Genomic DNA, 17,936 nt, shown 5'->3' with positions numbered 1-17,936 from the left:
CCAAAAACGAGCCCCCCTGATGTTGAAACAAAAGGGCGCTTTTGATTCCCCTAAAAAACAATATGTTTCCATAAAGGGTATCTTTTGTTATTTGCCCTCTCTTTCCTGATAAACAGAGGGCAAAACACCGAATTCATCCTTGAAATATTTGCTGAAATACTTGGGGTTGTTAAAGCCCAACTGATACGCTATCTCCGATACATTCTGCTGACTCTCGCGCAGCATCTGCGCCGCTCTTTTCAGACGGATGACACGGATAAATTCAATGGGTGTCTTACCGGTTATCTGCAAGAGTTTCTTGTAAAGATGTACCCGGCTCATACCCAATCCCCGGCTCAACTCTTCTACGGACAAGTCACACCGACCGATGTTCGCCTCCACATATTTGATGGCATTTTCCACCAACTTTTCGTCCAGCGAAGTAATGGCTATCTCGCTCGGTTCGGGGTCGATGAGCGACTTTGCCTTGCGCTTCTTGCTCAGGTCAATCAGCTTGCGCATACGCAGAATCAGGATTTCCACATTGAAAGGTTTCGTCACATAATCATCTGCACCGATGGTCAACCCCTCCACTTTATCTTCCACAGCCTGCCGTGCAGTGAGCAATATCATCGGAATGTCACTCGTGCGTTTATCGGTCTTCACCCAGCGACACAGTTCATTTCCATCCATCTCGGGCATCATTACGTCGCTGACAATAACATCCGGCATCAGTTCCGGTATTTTCTGCCAAGCTTCCCGGCCATTAGAAGCTGACTGTATACGGAAATACAAGCTCAGACTATCTTTCATGAAGGCAACCAAATCTTCATTATCATCCACAATCAGGGCCAACGGCTTCTCTTTTTCATCTTCATTATCCTCCTCCATATCGTCCGGCAAATCATCCGGAAGCGGTTCCTCTTCCATATCCGGCAAAAGTTCCTCATGCTCTTCCACCTCTTCTGCAAGCGGTGCAGGCTTGGAAGGACTTACATGCACATGTTTAACCGGAAGCTCAATCAGGAACACACTACCGGACCCCACATTGTCAACAACGCGCACCGTGCCCTCATGCAGCGTCACAAAGTCGCGTACCAGGCTCAAGCCAATACCGCTACCCGTTGACTGGTGTTCCGGTTCTTCCTGCTCCACCTGATAGAAACGTTCAAAAATTCGCTCCTTGTCTTCATCCCTAATGCCAACACCGGTATCCGATACCTTTATCAGCAATCTTCCGGACATCTCTTTCGACATTTCCAATGCCACATCCACACGTCCCCCGTCCGGGGTAAATTTGAAGGCATTGGATAGAAGATTCATCACAACTTTACCAATTTTATCCTCGTCGAATGACATATTCAGCGATTCCATGGCCGAAAAAAATGTCAGATGTACATGTTTCTTTTCAGAAAGCATCAGGAAAGAAGCACAGATGCTACGCACATACGCCACAATATCCCCCTCGGACAAAGTGAGATGCAATCCTGCCATCTCATTCTTACGGAAATCGAGCAACTGGTTGACCAAATTCAACAAACGCTGCGCATTGCGGTACATCAGTTGCAGCTTGCCATGCAGTTTTTCGTCCGTAATCTCCTTCATCATACTTTCCATCGGCGATATAATCAGCGTAAGCGGCGTACGCAACTCATGGCTGACATTCGTAAAAAAGCGGAATTTCATCTGGCTCAACTCCTCCCTCTTCTTCGCATCTTCCTCTATCTGGCGGATTCTGAACTTATTACGTTCCCTCCGTTGTACGGCATAAAGTGAAAAGGAAACAACTCCTACTATCAGAAGAGCATAAACGATATATGCCCACGGAGTCATCCAGAAAGGCGGAAGAATGACAATCTTGAGCGAAGCCTCTTCAGTGCCCGCATATCCGTCACTGTTTGTAGCCTTCACTTTTAAGATGTAAGTCCCCGGAGCCAGATTGGTATAGGTAACGCGATGCATATCGGACATACTCGTCAGCCAGTTCTCATTAAATCCTTCCAATTTATAGAAATACTGTGTCTTTTCGGGCAGCACGAAATTGTCCGACGCAAACAGCACCGTGAACACATTCTGCTTATAATCCAAGACAACTTCTTCTGTTTCATTCAAAGCTTCCTTCAAGATGACACGTCCTGCATACTCCTTGCCCACCTTCACGTCTTCATTGAACAACTGGAAACCGGTAAACATAACCTTGGGCAACGTACGGTTATACTTTATGTTGCCCGGCTGGAAGCGATTCAGCCCATACAGTCCTCCCACTACAATCTCGCCCGTATGCAGTCGTTTGAGGGAACGCTGGTTGAAGTCACAACTCTGCAACCCGTCCTTGTCATTATAGGTATAGCAACGGAACACGGGCTGCTCCGTCTTGCTGTCAACGGACAACACCACGTTTATCAGTTCTCCTCCGGTGCTGACCCATATACTTTTGTTTTCATCTTCCGTAATACCTAATATCAGTAATTTAGAAAAACCGGGCTTGATAGGCACTTCGTACAATTCATCCCGTTTGCTGTCATATACATTCAAGCCTTCACGCGTGGCTATCCATAACAAACCGCGACTATCTTCGTAAACTTGATTGATATTTTGGTTGGAAAGTCTGGTCTTACCCGATTTTGTACCTGCAAAATTTGTAATCTCGCCGGTCCTCAGGTCCATGAAAGCCATCCCTGCCGAAGTACCGATAATCAGATTATTGTCACAGCTGATGCAGAGGGATGAGATATAGTCCGACACAAGGTTTGAATTACCTGTAGAATAGGTGGTAAATATCCCCGTCTGAGGATTCAGGCATTGCAATCCTCCCCCCAACGTACCGATCCAGATATTTTTGTCCGCATCTTCTGCCAATGCCCATACATTGTCATAGACCAGCGAGTTACTGTCTCCCTTACGGGACCGGTAATGGATAAAGCGGTTTCCATCATAGCAATTCAGTCCACCCCAGAAAGTACCAGCCCACACTCTGCCGCTACTGTCCCGAAGAAGGCAGACTATGACATCACTCGAGATAGAGCGGGGATCTGCCGTATGCGAAAAAAACATACGTTCATCCGTCACGCTATTCCAGCGAATCAACCCGCGGTCGTTGGTCCCCACCCATACGATATCACCGCCTCCGTCCTCCACACAATTGATGTCGCCTACATCGGCAATGCCGAATTTGAAGACACTTTCATTATAGAAAGAGACGCCCTTCTTGTAGGTTCCCACCCACATCGTACCGGCCTCATCTTCATAAAGAGCCGTTATTGTATTGTTGGACAGAGTACGCCCGTTATTAGGATCGTTCGCCAGACGGATTTTCCGTCCCGCCGGTTCTATCAATTCAACGCCATCCTGATCCCTGCCTACCCATATACATCCGTATTTATCCTGTGCCACTGCACGTACGGTATTGTAGGTGTCCGTTCGGGGAGAACGCTGTTCCCAAACCTTCTGAGAAAGGCTATAAATCCACATCCCCTCCACACTGAATATCCACGCCCGCCCACTATGGTCGACAAACAAATCAAAGGTAGCATTCTTTACTTCCCTGCAATCTTCGGCAATGCCCGGATTGGTCCACTTGATATTTTGCTTTTCCTCATCTATACAAGCCAAGATACCGTTACTCAGAACCAGCAGGATTCCTTCGCCGCATTCTTTCATGTCGGACACTTCGGCTTTCGCAAGCAGTTCATCCGCCCCCTTTACTGCTACGGCATTTTTCTGTTCCTCTCTATAGCTGTAAACACCTTTACCATTAATATAGATCCAGAAAGTCTTTTCCTTATCAATATAGATAAGCGAAGGATTTCCGGTCAGACCGATGTTCCACATCCAGGCTTCCACATTACGGTCAAAAACATCGGAAGCCGAGTTGTAAATGGCATACCCGCCTCCCGTACGTATCCACAAATTACCGGACGTATCTTCTTGTATATCCTCGACATAACTATCGGGAAGAGATTTCTCGTCATCCTTCTGGCTGCGATAAATCCTTATATCGTAACCATCATAGCGGTTCAGTCCCGAAGCTGTACCAAACCACATGAATCCGTTTGAATCTTTATAAATAGCATTAACCTGATTATTGGAAAGTCCGTCTTTCACTTCCAAATGTTTAAACATGTAGTCGTGTGAAACAGCAGGGAAACATACCATCCAAACCCACAAGAGCAGTAGTTGCAGTCTTTTCATACTATCAGAGCTAAGGGAAGTTATTTTTATTGCAAATGAAGTGAAAAACGAACAGAAAAGCAAGGAAAGACAAGGATTTTTAAAGAAGGAAAAGCATATCCCTCGCGGACATGCTTCTCCATAACCAATCAAAAAAAACTATATCAACAATCCTTGTAACCTATAAAAACTATTTGTATGATACTTTTGAAAACTGTCTTTTACTCTATCCGCCACTCAATCAATAAGGGTATTTGCCGGCTTCGGCTCCCTTCATGATGCCCTCAATGGCATAAGCCTCCTTCGGCGTACCCGTACCACGGTTCATGTCACCACCGGTTTCCCAATAGAAGGGGACACAACCGTGGTTTTTCGCCTCTCGGGTGACTACCTCATTCCAATAGGCGCGGCTCTTGTTGTGCATCTCCTGGTCAATGTCGGGATAGGCAAGTTCGGAAGTACCCTCTATCTTGTCTTCTTTTGTCCGCTTCATGGCGCTGTACTCGCCTACAACCACAGGAATTCCCTTATCTGCATAGGCCGTCTTCATCTTCTGGAATTGCTGCTTCACATAATCTTCTTCGTAACCGGTGGCATTATGAATGGAGCCGGACACATGATTGTCCCTACCCCAATAAAGGAATACCTTGCCCCAGTTCTCGTCATGGTTCATCATGGTGAACTGATAGGGATCATAGAAGTGAACTTCCACCATCAGACGGTCGGGTACTTCATCCTTGGGCATCGTGTAGTCGTTCACCGTCTTGTCGATATTGGTATAAGGGCCTTGCACAATCAGGCAACGGCTCGCATTATTCCCTCCGGTGGCACGCACGGCATCAATGAAGGTCTGTTCATATTTCAGAATGGCATCTATGGCCGATGTCCCAACGTTCCCCTGGTCTTGCTGTCCGGGTTCGTTACATCCGGCAAAGAGCAGATGCTCGTCATAAGCATTCAGTTTATTGGCAATCTGTGTCCAGATAGCTTTCTGCTTGGCATCTACTTCGCTGCTGTAACCATGAGTGATACTCTCTTCGAGCCAACCGCCATCCCAATGGATATTGACAATGGCATACATATCATTGGCTACACAGTAACCCACCACTTCGCTCACCCGGTCGAGCCATGCAGCATCTATCTCATAGGTCGATGGATTCACAATGTAATAATCCCACGCACAAGGGATGCGTACCGCATTAAATCCCAATGCCTTCAGCCCTTTGATATATGCCTCGCTCACTTTAGGATTTCCCCATAACGTTTCGCCCGCTATCTTGTTCTTGTTATCACAAGCTTCCAGCGTGTTGCCGATATTGATGCCTGCATACATCTTGGCGGCAAGTGTCCTGGCATCGCTTCCCATATTGCCGACCTCGCCCGCAGCCTGCTTTACGGTCACAGTCTCCGTCAGGCTCCCCAAAGTAAAAGTGATATGGCCTTCGCGCGCTCCCAGAGGATTGGAAGAGACGGTAAACTTGAAAATCTTGTCTTCCATGGCACGGGTATTGACCGCCTTTATCCAAGAAACATCAGAAACGGCCTGTACGTCACCATTGGTTTCCACCACCACAGAGATATCTCCTCCCACAGCTGGCAGGTCGAAAGAGGTAGAGTTGGATATGATTAGTCCGTCCGCAGCCGTCTGTTTCACTGTGAAGCTCCCTACTTCGCTGCCTCCGGCTTTCACCGTTACCCTGGCTTCACGGTCGCTCGTGTCCGTATTGACTTCTGCCATAACGGTATACTTCAAAATGCTACTCGAAGCAGAACTTTCGGCAGTAACCTTGCACCACTCCGGTGCACTGCTGGTAACTTCCAATGCAACGTTCGACTTGATGTTCAGCGTACTTGTTCCTCCGGTCTTGGAGAAAGTCATTCCATCTGTCAGAATGTTCGCGGGAATCGTTATTTCCGGAGTCACAGTATCATCATTGCCGGAACATGCGGCAACGAAAGAAGAGAAAAGCAGTGCCGACAGCACCAGGCAAATTTGGAATTTTTCAATGATATTCTTCATCATGTCTTTACGTATTAAAAATAATGGTTAAATCAGTGAAAGCAAAAGTAACGGAAAAGGCGGAAAACACACCGATGTCATGTTATCTGCAACGGTATCATTTGTTTCCGAATAGGGTTCAAAAGTAATCATTGAATGACATCGGACACATCCGGCTTGTTTGAACCGAAGGAATACTTTATTTTTGCGTATAAATACTTCCTTCAACTACTGATTCGTATATCTGATAAACTATTTAAAATACAATGTACTTATGAGAAAAAAGATGATGTTATTTTTAGGACTGGCGCTCAGCCTGTCCTGCTTTTCACAAAACCGGCAAGGTTATCAAAATCCCGTTATTCCCGGTTTCCATCCCGACCCGAGTGTCTGCCGCGCAGGAGATGACTTTTATCTGGTCAACAGTAGTTTCCAATATTTTCCGGGCGTACCGTTGTTCCACAGCAAAGACCTCATCAACTGGGAACAAATCGGACACTGCCTGACGCGCCCCTCACAACTGCCGCTTCACGACGCCGGCCCGTGGGGAGGAATCTATGCACCCACCATCCGCTACAACGACGGTACATTCTACATGATTACCACCAACGTGTCCGACAAAGGCAACTTCCTTGTACACACTACCGACCCGCGTGGCGAATGGTCGGAACCCGTATGGCTCAAGCAAGGCGGCATAGACCCGTCCCTCTATTTTGAAGACGGCAAGTGTTACCTTGTCAGCAATCCGGGCGTAGGTATCTATCTGTGCGAAATCAACCCCAAAACCGGCGAACAACTCAACGAGTCCAAACGCATCTGGAACGGTACGGGCGGACGGCACCCTGAAGGGCCGCACATTTACAAGAAAGACGGCTGGTATTACCTGCTGATTTCCGAAGGCGGCACGGAATACGGGCACAAAGTGACAATAGCCCGTAGCCGCGATATAGACGGCCCGTACGAAGAGAACCCCGCCAATCCCATCCTGACCCACATCAACAAGAATGCACAGAACAGCCCGATACAAGGAACCGGCCATGCCGACCTGATACAAGCTCCTGACGGTTCGTGGTGGATGGTGTGTCTCGCTTTCCGTCCGCAAAGCGGCAGCCATCACCTGCTGGGACGCGAAACGTACCTTGCTCCCGTGCGCTGGGACAAGAATGCCTGGCCGGTAGTAAACGGAGATGGTACAATAGCCCTGCAAATGGATGTACCAACCCTACCGCAACATCCTCTTGCCCCCAAGCCTGCACGCACCGATTTCAAAAACGGCAAATTAGGTCCCGAATGGGTTCATATCAGAAACTATCATCCGGAAAACTATACCTTTGCTTCCGGTAACCTCCGTCTGAAAGCAACCCCCGTAAACCTGAACAACGGGAAAGGCAGTCCTACTTTTGCCGGCCGCCGGCAAGAACATATCGACTTCACAGCCACCACTTCCATGCAACTGAAAAAAGCCGCCAGTGGCGACGAAGCCGGCCTGACGGTCTACATGTTCGAATCGTCCCATTACGATTTATTAGTCAAGCAATTGGCAGACGGGAAACAAGCTGTAGTATTGCGCTACCAATTGAATGAATTGACCCATACGGAAAAGGAAGTTATTCTGCCCCAGGGGAAAGTACAACTCCGTGTAAAAGGCAGCAACGAAATCTATTCGTTCGAGTATGCCACAAACGGAAAGGACTTCAAAGAACTGGGCCGAATGAATACGCGCTATATCAGTACAGAAACTGCCGGTGGCTTTACGGGAATCATGCTGGGATTGTATGCCGTCTCCGGTTCTCAAACCTCAAAAGCATATGCAGACTTTGAATACTTTGATTACGAAGGAAAATAGCAGCCAATCTTAGAGAAAGCCCCTGCTTTTCTCCGCTTCCGCCCTTTTGTCTGTCCGGTTCAGTACAAAGATTCATGAACGGCCCACTTAGGTGAACAAGTTTGTTCACCTAAGTGGGCTGATTTGTTCACTACTATGAACAAGGCGGACCACTTTAGTGGAGATACCATAAAATCACTATGTTTATCGCAATAAGTACCCATCCCGTCCGAACAAAGTACAAGGCAAAGAGCTATCAAAGCGCCGCCTTACGGACCACCTCCTTTATTTTATTCTCTCTATGGTTCTTCAATCTATATCAGAACGATGCACACCGGTGAGGGCAAAACAAAAAATCCGGGATGGCCTGCATCCCGGATTTCCTATCTAACCAGTATATTTCCGTCTATCCCTCTTACCATTCAGGAACAGAGAAAAGAGTGTGGAACGTGAACTTCACTTCCATAGAACTGCTGAAACCAAGTTCCTTGATAACATCACCATCAGGAGTACCGAAAGCGCACCCTTTATCCTTTGTTGCCCCATAGCAATTCCAAAGTTCCAGACGATACTTCGGGGATTCATTGGCATCGAGCACTTTGGATGCATCAAATGTCACTTCCTTGCCATCCAGATAGAGGTTGTCAAGTGTGGCATGTAAACCGGGGAAATACTTGTAGATGTCAGCCACTTCAACGAAGGTCATGATGGAACCTGCCGCATAGTCGGCAGATTCGTACTTAATGTCGAACTGAGAAGCCACAAGGCTGTACTGGAAGTTCTCGTATTTCACCTCGAACGTAGCTCCTGCGTTATATCCCCATGCACTTCCCCAATCCGGATTGACAGTAACCAGATTAGGCGTATAAATACCTGCACCGGTACCGTCGGTAATGACGGTGCAGACAATCTCAAGCTTCTCCTTGAAATGGATGGCAGGCTCGGTACCTTGATTTTCTACATCGCTGAACGGACTGAGAGGAACAGCATTGCCTACAGAACCGGCTCCATAAGCATTGAACAACTGAACACGGTACTTGCCGTTTCCTTCAATGTCGCCATAGTAGAAGCGATTGGCATCAAACCGGATGGAAGTACCATCCAGCTTGATTTCGTCAATGCGTACAAACGAATTGGGATAGCGCTTCGCCATACCGGCAAAGTCAAGCGTAAACACCATAGCATCGGTACAAGTTCCCTCGAAAACAAACGTGTGCTGTCCAGCCAAGTCTTCGGGTGAAATGGCTACAAGCAGTGCATCCCAACTTCCTGCCCATGATGAATCGGCGATATTGAGCAATACAGGAACCTGCGCATCGGCATCGGCCTTGGCCTGGCTGTAATAGTTCAACGAATAGCCATAGTCGCCATCGGGCAGGGCAATCTGCAGGCCGTCGGCAGTCAACGACAGAATGTTCAGCTTACCACTCTTCGTGCCAATCCAAGTATTGGCACAAAGCACATCTATGTCGATGTCAATCACTTTATTCGCCTCGTCAATCGTAAACTTACCGGTTTCATCGGTCACGGTACCGTCTTCGGCAATACGATGAATATTCACCGTACCGTCCTCCTTGAGCTCCATATAACCATAGTCCTTTCCGTAAGTATAACCTATCCAGCCATTATCCGTACCCATCTCCCAATGAATCTGCTGTTCAATGTTGGGTTGTCCGTTGGAAACTGTGCTCCAGTTGTCCGTAACACCCCACTGCGTGAAAGGTCCTTCAAACACGTGCTGCTTACCGTCCTGGCCATTGTCAAGATACCACTTCTGATAGAGCAGAGCCTTGTTGAACGGTACGTTCTTGGCTGTGGAAACAGCGCGTACAGCCATACCTTGATAAACTGCGGCAGTGATACGGTGATTGACAGAAGCTGCAAACTGGTAACCTACCGCAAATTCTGTATTGGAAGAGTTGACAGTACCGGTGAGGTAATATCCTTCAGTACCCAGCGCCGTCACATCGTTTGCCACACGCGTACCGGCTGCAGGCAGGAAGATGGAATTACCATTAGGACCGGTGAACTTGAAACCTGTCACTCCATTCTGCTCAGTCCACTCTTTCTGGCACAACGTGAAGAGTTCCTCGAAATCATCGGCAGTAGGCAGTGTGGCACGCCCTTGAAATGCACGGAAAGCCAAGTCGGAAGCCGTTTTATAAGTATCGGCCGAAGCATAGTCGGCAGGGTCGATGCTATTGTTGCATCCGGTCAGGTCACCGAATCCGAAAAGGCCACCCAGTCCAGTCTCGCTCTTGGCACCCACATTGAAGCGAGCCCACTTCACGGAGAGTCCCAGGTCGACAAGGTCATTGTCGAGATCGAAGTCATAGGCAGGAGTAGTGAAACTCTTCACCTCACCATACACAATGCCGCTACCCAGATTGAGGTAAGCCGCATAATAGTATTGCGTTTCGGGCACCAACCCTGCATGGACGAATGAATAGCTGTCCTTAAGTTCCTCACTCTTCACAATAAGACCTGCACGAACCGCTTCCACATCGGATGAAGTAGAGATAACGACACCACAAGTAGCATCGGCCGTAGCATCGGTCAGCGTTCCACCCAATACAGCCGAAGCGAAGTCGACAGATGCGGCATCGGCAGTAGCCACCTTGGCATTGGTGGTGAGCAGGCTCTTCACCTCGCCCCTGTAATACACCTTGCCCTGCAAGCATACATAAGCCTGATAATAGAGCGTGGAGTTATTGCTCAACCCATTCAACTGAGCACTGAAGGCGCTGCCGTCATAAGCAGCCTGCACGTCCTCGGGCAGGTTGTCTTGCGCAGAGCCATAGAAGAAGCCGGTCTTATAGCTTCCGGCATCCATGCCATCCAACCCGGAGAGCGTGGCATGGAGCGTAGCGGTAGTGGCGGTCACATCGGACGACCCCGTCACCACCGACGATTCGTTCAGAATCGGGGTGGTGTGGATAGTATAGTCGTCATCTTCACTGCACGAAGCCAGCGAAAGACCCAATGCAAGTGAAAGTATTCCTAAATATATCTTTGTCTTCATATATACTAAATTCATTTAAGTGGTTATTCAATGGTCATCGAAATTATCTCAACCTTCACATCCGGCTGTCCGTCTTCGGTGGCAGCCACAGTAGCAAGTCCCTTATTCTGGATACCGATACAGATACAACTGCTTCCTTCGTAAGTCACAGTGGCACCGGTGGTATTGGTCACGGACACAGTCTGTACAGCTCCTTCGGCAGTGTCAAAGGCCACGGCGTGAGCCAGGTTGTAGCAGTCGTCTTCCCAAGCATTTCCGATGTTATTGTCCATAATCACGGTCTTAGGAGTCGCGCCCTCGTTCCAAGTGATTCCACTCAGCACTTTGTACTGTATCTTCAGCGTCTGGTTCTTTTTCAACTTCACCTTCGTGATGTCGATCGGCCATCCCGCGTCACCACCGCCCCAAGGATTGTAGAACTGCAAGCGCAAACGATCGGGATTTCCGTCACCGAAAAGAATTTGTACCTTGCTGTTGTCTACCTTGATTTCAGTAGGCCCGGTAGGTCCGGTAGCGATAGGTTTGTAGTTGAGGTTGGCACAAAGATAAGAATCCACGGCTCCCTTGTCATTGGTCGTTGCAGGCACACCCATCTGGAAAGAGCTGGTGACATCGCAAGCCATTACGGTAAACTCGCTTCCCTTCACTTCCACCGTGCGCTTATCACCGGTAGCGGTGAGGACGGTTATCTCAACCGGATTGCCGTCGGCATCCATAAATTTCAATTTGCCGTCTTCAATGGCAAGCTTACCGGCATTGGTACCGTCATCCCATTTGTAGCCATCGGCCGTGCTGCTCAATACCAGCTCATAGTCGGCAATGGAAGCATCGGCCACAGGTGCCCATGAAGAACCGTACTGTCCCTTCACTACGCTTTCCCAAGCAGCAGAGCCACCATTCCACCATGTCCAGTCATAAGGTTCTTCATCATTGATGAGGAAGCGTGCCTCATTGCCCACATAGGTGACACCGTTGATTTCAGTAGTGAACAGTTTGGTTGCCAAATCTTCAATGACAGGCTGTTGTACTTCGGCAGGCTGAAGCAAACCCGGATCTTCAGTCGGTATGATACTGGGGTCATTATAAGCCTCTTCGGAAATGAAGTTCCACACCAGCCACCACGGACCTTCGCTATTGGTACGCATCGTAGCTACCTGCAGCAGATAAGGAGTACATTCTATAATCTTGATGTCGTTGGTATAGTTGGAACAGACATCATCAAAACCCTCGTTATGCAATGAATAGGTACCGCCATAGAAAGATATGACAGGGCGTTTCGGGTCAGACACATTCAAGTTGAAAGTTCCGGTGGCATCCGTCGTGCCCGAAGCAGCCACCCGATGAAGTTCCACCGTACAGCCTTTCACAGCATCCAGGCCGAAAGTGATGTACGACAGGAAATAGGGGTCGTCTGCCGGAATGAGCCACGATTGGATACCCGGATCCCAGTTGGGAGCCCAATTGGCGCTACCAATCATAAGGTCGGTAATATTGCTTCCATCATTTTTCACATCAGTGTGGCTCATGTACATCACCGGTCCCGAACAACGGCCAATACCAAAGTTCTTGTCAATGGGAACCCACTTACGGCTCTTGCCCACTCCACCTGCAAGGTTAGCCCAGATAGGGTCTTCGAGCATGGCAAAGTTATTGGTCTCTACCTTGAAGGTATATGGTTCGCCATATACCGGACCTGCCGGTGTGGAAGCGCCGAAAGTCACGCTATATTCTCCGGCAAAAGGAAGTGCCAAGTCAAGAGTGGTCTTTTGAGAAGGACCGCTTGGAGTGACCCACAAGGGAGTGGCTCCCTTGATGAGCGAAGTCAGATGAATCGTATTAGGATCATTGGCATCAGGGGTCACCGTATAGGCGATACCTTCCACCAGATCATCGGAGACATAGGTTTTTGCCCCCATCTCGTACTCTTCGGGCGAGCAAGCGGAAAATATCAAAGCCGCTCCTGCCAATATGGAAAAGAATGATTTAAGTCTCATATCTTATTGTTTTTATTTTTTATTTACTCTATTAATGGTACTCACCATCCGGGATTCTGCACAAGTACACTCTGTGAAAGGTTAATTTGATTATAAGGAATCTGGCTCAAGCCTTTGGTGGCTTTCACACGGTCGGCCCGTATGGTTACCGCATCATCAGTGCCTCCACTCTTCACCTTGACACCATTCAAGGCGAGCTTCTCGGCTGCCACGTCTATACCTTGACGCAGGAGATCCCAATAATTAATGCTTTCAAAAGCAAATTCAAGACGACGTTCTTCCATAATAGCTTGTTGAGACACACTCTTAGCTTGATAGTTGGCCGATACTGTTCCGTTGTCATCAACCTGATAAGCACGCTTACGCACTTGGTCGAAATAAGTTTGCGCATTGGGGCTGCCCAGTTCTGCGGCCATCAACAATACGTCGGCATAACGGATAATAACGTAGTCTTGGCGGTTCTGTGTCTGGAAGTCACCGCTACCATCCTGCTTACCGGCATGGCTTCCATCGGCATAGCAAAGGGGAGCATACTTCTTCACAGCATAGCCGGTATATTCACGCCAGTCATTAAAACTGGTGGTAAAGTCGGCCGAACCGGTGATTCCTTCCCCTACCAAATCAATGATAGAAGCCGAACGGCGGAGGTCACCAGAGGGAAACGCTTCCACAAAATCAGGATTTACCGTCAATGCGCCCCATCCCTTGCAATAGGGAGCAGCATTAAGCTGGCGCATACCCAACATCACCTGCCAACGGTTGGAGTCATTATTCCCGTTATAATCCTGAGTAGCGGTAAATTTCAACGCAAGAATGGTTTCCTTGTTTCCATCACCGGCATATGTACCCTTCAAAGTTTCATAGTCTCCTTTTTCGGCCACTTTTGCAGAAGAAGCCGGCCATAAATTCTTGAATTGCGGTACCAAACCATATTCTCCTGAAGCGATTACGTCTTCTACAGCAGCCAAAGCTTCGGCACGAGTCACCTCTACAGGTTCTTCACCGTAATATCCGGTATAGAAAAGATAGGCACGTGCCAGCAAAGCCTCGGCGGCATATTTTGTAATATGTCCGTCGTTCTTGGTATAGTCGGCCTTGGGATAAGCGTCACCGGGAATATTCTCGATAGCATATTTTAAGTCAGTAAATATGGCACTGAACACCTCTTTGGCAGGTGAAGGAGCGCGATTTTCGTTTACCGGTTCCAGAAAGAGTGGGATATTCCCCCATAAACGAACCATATCCAGATAAAGCAATGCACGCAACGTACGACATTCGCCCATATAGATACCACGTTTGCTATCCGATTCATTCCATACAATCTGCTCTTCATGAGCTATCAGCTCGTTGCAACGATAGACGCCCGCATAATAATTTTTCCAGTCACCTTCGTATAGGTTGAGGTCAGCCGGCGATTGGGAGATGTCAAAACGGTCAATGGCCTGATAGCCACGTCCATCGGCATTTCCGGTAGCGCCAAAACACTCGGCACTCATCACCTCGGAAGCCATATAAAACCCTACCATCATGGCTGATGAAGTCTGGCGCCAACCATCATAACAACCTATCAGAGCACGATAAGCATCTTTTTCAGTCTTATAGAATGTACCGGTTGAAGATTCAGTCTTCGACGTAACATCGAGAAAACTGTCGGTACACGAAGCCAGTCCCAAACTCAGGAGCAGGACACTTGCCATAAATATATTTTTGTTTTTCTTCATATCAGTCTATATTTTAAAATTTCAAGTTAACACCAAACAATACGGTACGGGGACGGGGGTAATAACCTAAATCAACGCCCGACACCCAACCTTGTCCGTTATCTCCTTCGGGACCATAACCTATTTCCGGATCCATGCCGTCATATTTGGTAAATGTGAACGCATTCTGTACCTGAGCATAGATACGGCACTGGCTGATGGCCTTACATCTCAGTAGCTTGGCAAAGTCGTAGCCCAAAGTAATGTTACTGATTCGCAGGTAATCACCATCCTGCACGTAGAGGTCTGAGAACTGCCAGTTGAGATTCTGGTCTGTGACACGAGGTATGCGATTGCTGGTTCCCTCTCCTGTCCAACGTCCTAAAATTGCAGTAGTATAATTGGCTTGCTTGGAGGTATGGTTACGATAGCTCTGGACAATCTGCTGTCCGAAAGCACCGTTGGCCACTACAGAGAAATCAAGTCCTTTCCAGTTGAAACCGAGATTGAAGCCCATAGTGAAATCAGGAATACCGTTACCAAGATCGGTCTTGTCAAGCTCGTTCACCCGTCCGTCATGGTTGATGTCCACAAACTTCACGTCACCTGGTTGTACGTCAGCTTGCAGCACACCGTTACCAGCCTTAATCCAATCCTCTATTTCTTGATTGTTTTGGAATATGCCTGCTGTCTTGAAACCATAGAAATAACCGATAGGCTTACCATTCTCGGCACGATAGAATTCAGGAGTATTGTCATACAACTGGTTGGTAGAGCCATGAATGATACCATCGTCGTTAGGAATCTCTCCGACCTTATTCTTATTGTAGGCACCGTTGATACCGATATTGTAACTAAAGTCTTTGCCTATTTGGTCATTCCAAGTAAGATTGAGTTCCACACCGGTGTTTTTCACTCCACCGCCATTAATATAAGGAGCACCTGCTCCGGCAGTAGCAAGAATAGGAGCCACCACGAGCCAGTCTTTAGTATCTTTAATGTAGAAATCGAAATTAACACCCAGGCGACTGTTGAGGAATCGGGCATCAAGACCGATATTGGTCTGCTGTGAAGTCTCCCACTTGATGTCAGCATTAGCCAGACGACTAGGGTAAGCTCCCCAGTTGGTTCCGAGCTGTGCCGCAGCATCCGAGTCGCCGTAACCGCTGCCGAAAAGATAGTGTGTATTGGTACTCTTGATAGGAGCCAGATATTGGAATGCGTCAATGTTGGCATTACCCACTTGTCCCCAGCTGGCACGTATTTTCAGGAAGTCGAGCCAGTTTTGCGTACTTTCCATGAATTTTTCGTTAGTAATGGTCCATCCTGCCGATACCGAAGGGAAGTAACCAAAACGGTTGCCTTTGGCAAAGTTGCTCGAACCGTCTGCACGCAAAGTAGCATTGACCATATAAGTTTCTTTCCAGTTCCAACCCAATCGGCCGAAATAGGACACCTTGCGGCTCTCGGTATGCGGATTGCCACTGGCACCCAAGCCGTTGGTCGAATCGGAGGCCGTTCCGTTGCCCACAAAAGCATGCTCCCAATCATCAAAACCTTCTTTCAACATACCATTTTTAGCTTCGATATAAGTGCCCTCGTAACGATAGGCTTCCATACCCAGCAAGGCGTTGAACGAATGTTCTCCCATAGTCCAGTCATAAGAAGCCGTATTGGTCCATGTCATACCCAAAGAGTGATTGGCATTTTGAGATACGGTAGTACGTTCTTCATTATATATATATTGGCTGAACTTGTAGAGAGGCTTGAAACTACGGTATTCGCTGGAACCATAAACCACACCGAATACAGACTTTATCTTCAAATTCTTGACAGGCTGCAATTCAGCATAAACATTACCGGAAAAAGTAGCCGTTTTGTTCTCATTGTTGCTGTCGGTCATCATTAAACCATAAGGGTTTCCATCACCTTTATTCCAGTCACTGGTACTGGTGTCATTGTAAGGCGAATCATAAAGATTATTATCGCTATAGACAGGAGCGATAGGCGATGTTCCGAATGCACCGCGTAAGGTATTATTATATTGGTTGCCTACACTGATACCGTTATTCATCTTATATACAAAACTCACCTGCTCGCCCACTTTCAAAATATCCTTGAAAAGTTTGTGCTCGCTGTTCACACGGAAATTGTAACGCGAATAGTTAGACACATCCGAACCGCCGACAATACCTTCCTGACTCATATATCCTAACGAAAGGGCATAAGTGGAAGTTGCGCTTCCACCAGTGACACCCAGCGTATAGCTCTCCGTTGTGGCATTATCTTTGAACATAGTATCTACCCAATCCGTATCATACACATTGCCATTGGCATCGTAAATAGACTGGTATTGGCTCCAATCGTAAGCCGAAAGTCCGCTATTCAAAGCCTGCTCATCCATAATGGCCATATACTCTTTTGCATTCAGCATATTAGCCTTACGAGCTACATTCTGTATTCCATAATAAGCATCGAAACTAATCTGCGCTTTACCTTCGCGCCCTTGCTTGGTAGTAATAAGCACTACACCATTAGCACCGGCCGAACCGTAGATAGCCGCACTAGCCGCATCTTTCAGTACATCTATACTTTCAATATCGGCAGGATTCAAAGTAGAAATATCACCACCCACACCATCAATCAGATAAAGAGGAGCACTATTTCCCACGGTACCAAGACCACGGATACTCACTTTCATGTCAGCACCCGGTTGACCGGAAGTCGAAGCAATACTTACACCCGGTGTCTGTCCCTGCATAGCCTGCAAGGGATTGGTTGTATTCATCTTGGCTATTTCGTCACCCTTCACCTGAACAGTGGCACCCGTCACCAATTTCTTCTTCTGGACACCATAGCCCACTACAACCACTTCATCCAACATTTCCGTGTCCTCCTTCAGCACCACATTGATGACGGAAGAAGTACCTACCTTGATTTCCTGTGATTGATAACCGATGTAAGAAAACACCAGTGTCTGTCCTTGTTGGGCACTTACCGAATACCGGCCATCAATGTCGGTAATTCCACCCGTAGCGGTTTCTCTCACCTGCACGCTGACACCTATCAACGGCTCACTATCCGTAGCCGATGTCACAACACCCGAAATGGTCTTGTTTTGAGAAGGATTAGCCTGCAGGCTACTGATTGCAGGTACAAGAAACAAAAGTACCAATGCAACACGGCATAAACGCAGATTTATGCACTTTTCCAAGAATGTTTTTCTCATTGTACATTATTTAATGGT

At 47.7% G+C, this 17,936-nt stretch carries 7 protein-coding genes; 1 reads left to right on the top strand and 6 read right to left on the bottom strand.

Going from position 1 to position 17,936, the window contains the following annotated elements:
* Positions 1-87: 87 nt before the first annotated feature.
* Both DWZ67_RS10495 and DWZ67_RS10490 read right to left on the bottom strand, forming a co-directional pair.
* Positions 88-4,170, bottom strand: a complete 4,083-nt coding sequence (locus DWZ67_RS10495) for a hybrid sensor histidine kinase/response regulator transcription factor (RefSeq protein ID WP_243635150.1) — start codon at positions 4,168-4,170, stop codon at positions 88-90.
* A gap of 220 nt (positions 4,171-4,390) precedes the next feature.
* Positions 4,391-6,172, bottom strand: a complete 1,782-nt coding sequence (locus tag DWZ67_RS10490; RefSeq protein ID WP_120138791.1) for a cellulase family glycosylhydrolase — start codon at positions 6,170-6,172, stop codon at positions 4,391-4,393.
* 250 nt (positions 6,173-6,422) lie between these two features.
* On the opposite strand from DWZ67_RS10490, the gene DWZ67_RS10485 reads away from it, so the two are divergent.
* Positions 6,423-7,994 (top strand): glycoside hydrolase family 43 protein, encoded by a 1,572-nt coding sequence (locus DWZ67_RS10485; protein WP_098032271.1) that lies wholly within the window; start codon positions 6,423-6,425, stop codon positions 7,992-7,994.
* Between the two features lie 394 nt (positions 7,995-8,388).
* Here the strand turns inward: DWZ67_RS10485 and DWZ67_RS10480 are convergent, their stop codons facing one another.
* The 4 genes from DWZ67_RS10480 to DWZ67_RS10465 are packed head-to-tail and all read right to left on the bottom strand — an operon-like array spanning position 8,389 to position 17,918.
* Positions 8,389-11,010 carry a hypothetical protein gene (locus tag DWZ67_RS10480; protein WP_120138789.1) on the bottom strand — a complete coding sequence of 874 codons (2,622 nt, stop codon included), beginning with the start codon at positions 11,008-11,010 and terminating at the stop codon, positions 8,389-8,391.
* 8 nt (positions 11,011-11,018) lie between these two features.
* Positions 11,019-12,989 carry a hypothetical protein gene (locus tag DWZ67_RS10475; protein WP_120138787.1) on the bottom strand — a complete coding sequence of 657 codons (1,971 nt, stop codon included), beginning with the start codon at positions 12,987-12,989 and terminating at the stop codon, positions 11,019-11,021.
* Between the two features lie 41 nt (positions 12,990-13,030).
* On the bottom strand, positions 13,031-14,710 hold the full coding sequence (locus DWZ67_RS10470) for a RagB/SusD family nutrient uptake outer membrane protein (RefSeq protein WP_016272026.1): 1,680 nt from the start codon (positions 14,708-14,710) through the stop codon (positions 13,031-13,033).
* Between the two features lie 13 nt (positions 14,711-14,723).
* Positions 14,724-17,918, bottom strand: a complete 3,195-nt coding sequence (locus tag DWZ67_RS10465) for a SusC/RagA family TonB-linked outer membrane protein (protein WP_022401823.1) — start codon at positions 17,916-17,918, stop codon at positions 14,724-14,726.
* Between the last annotated feature and the right edge of the window lie 18 nt (positions 17,919-17,936).

The organism is Bacteroides sp. AF34-31BH, from assembly GCF_003602795.1.
GTDB lineage: Bacteria > Bacteroidota > Bacteroidia > Bacteroidales > Bacteroidaceae > Bacteroides > Bacteroides uniformis.
The sequence above is the reverse complement of the archived record's forward strand: the minus strand, read 5'-3'. Positions and strand labels throughout refer to the sequence as shown.

Coding starts and splice junctions, on each gene's coding strand:
- DWZ67_RS10485 (WP_098032271.1), top strand. CDS start 6,423: ATGAGAAAAAAGATGATGTTATTTTTAGGACTGGCGCTCAGCCTGTCC.
- DWZ67_RS10475 (WP_120138787.1), bottom strand. CDS start 12,989: ATGAGACTTAAATCATTCTTTTCCATATTGGCAGGAGCGGCTTTGATA.
- DWZ67_RS10490 (WP_120138791.1), bottom strand. CDS start 6,172: ATGATGAAGAATATCATTGAAAAATTCCAAATTTGCCTGGTGCTGTCG.
- DWZ67_RS10470 (WP_016272026.1), bottom strand. CDS start 14,710: ATGAAGAAAAACAAAAATATATTTATGGCAAGTGTCCTGCTCCTGAGT.
- DWZ67_RS10465 (WP_022401823.1), bottom strand. CDS start 17,918: ATGAGAAAAACATTCTTGGAAAAGTGCATAAATCTGCGTTTATGCCGT.
- DWZ67_RS10495 (WP_243635150.1), bottom strand. CDS start 4,170: ATGAAAAGACTGCAACTACTGCTCTTGTGGGTTTGGATGGTATGTTTC.
- DWZ67_RS10480 (WP_120138789.1), bottom strand. CDS start 11,010: ATGAATTTAGTATATATGAAGACAAAGATATATTTAGGAATACTTTCA.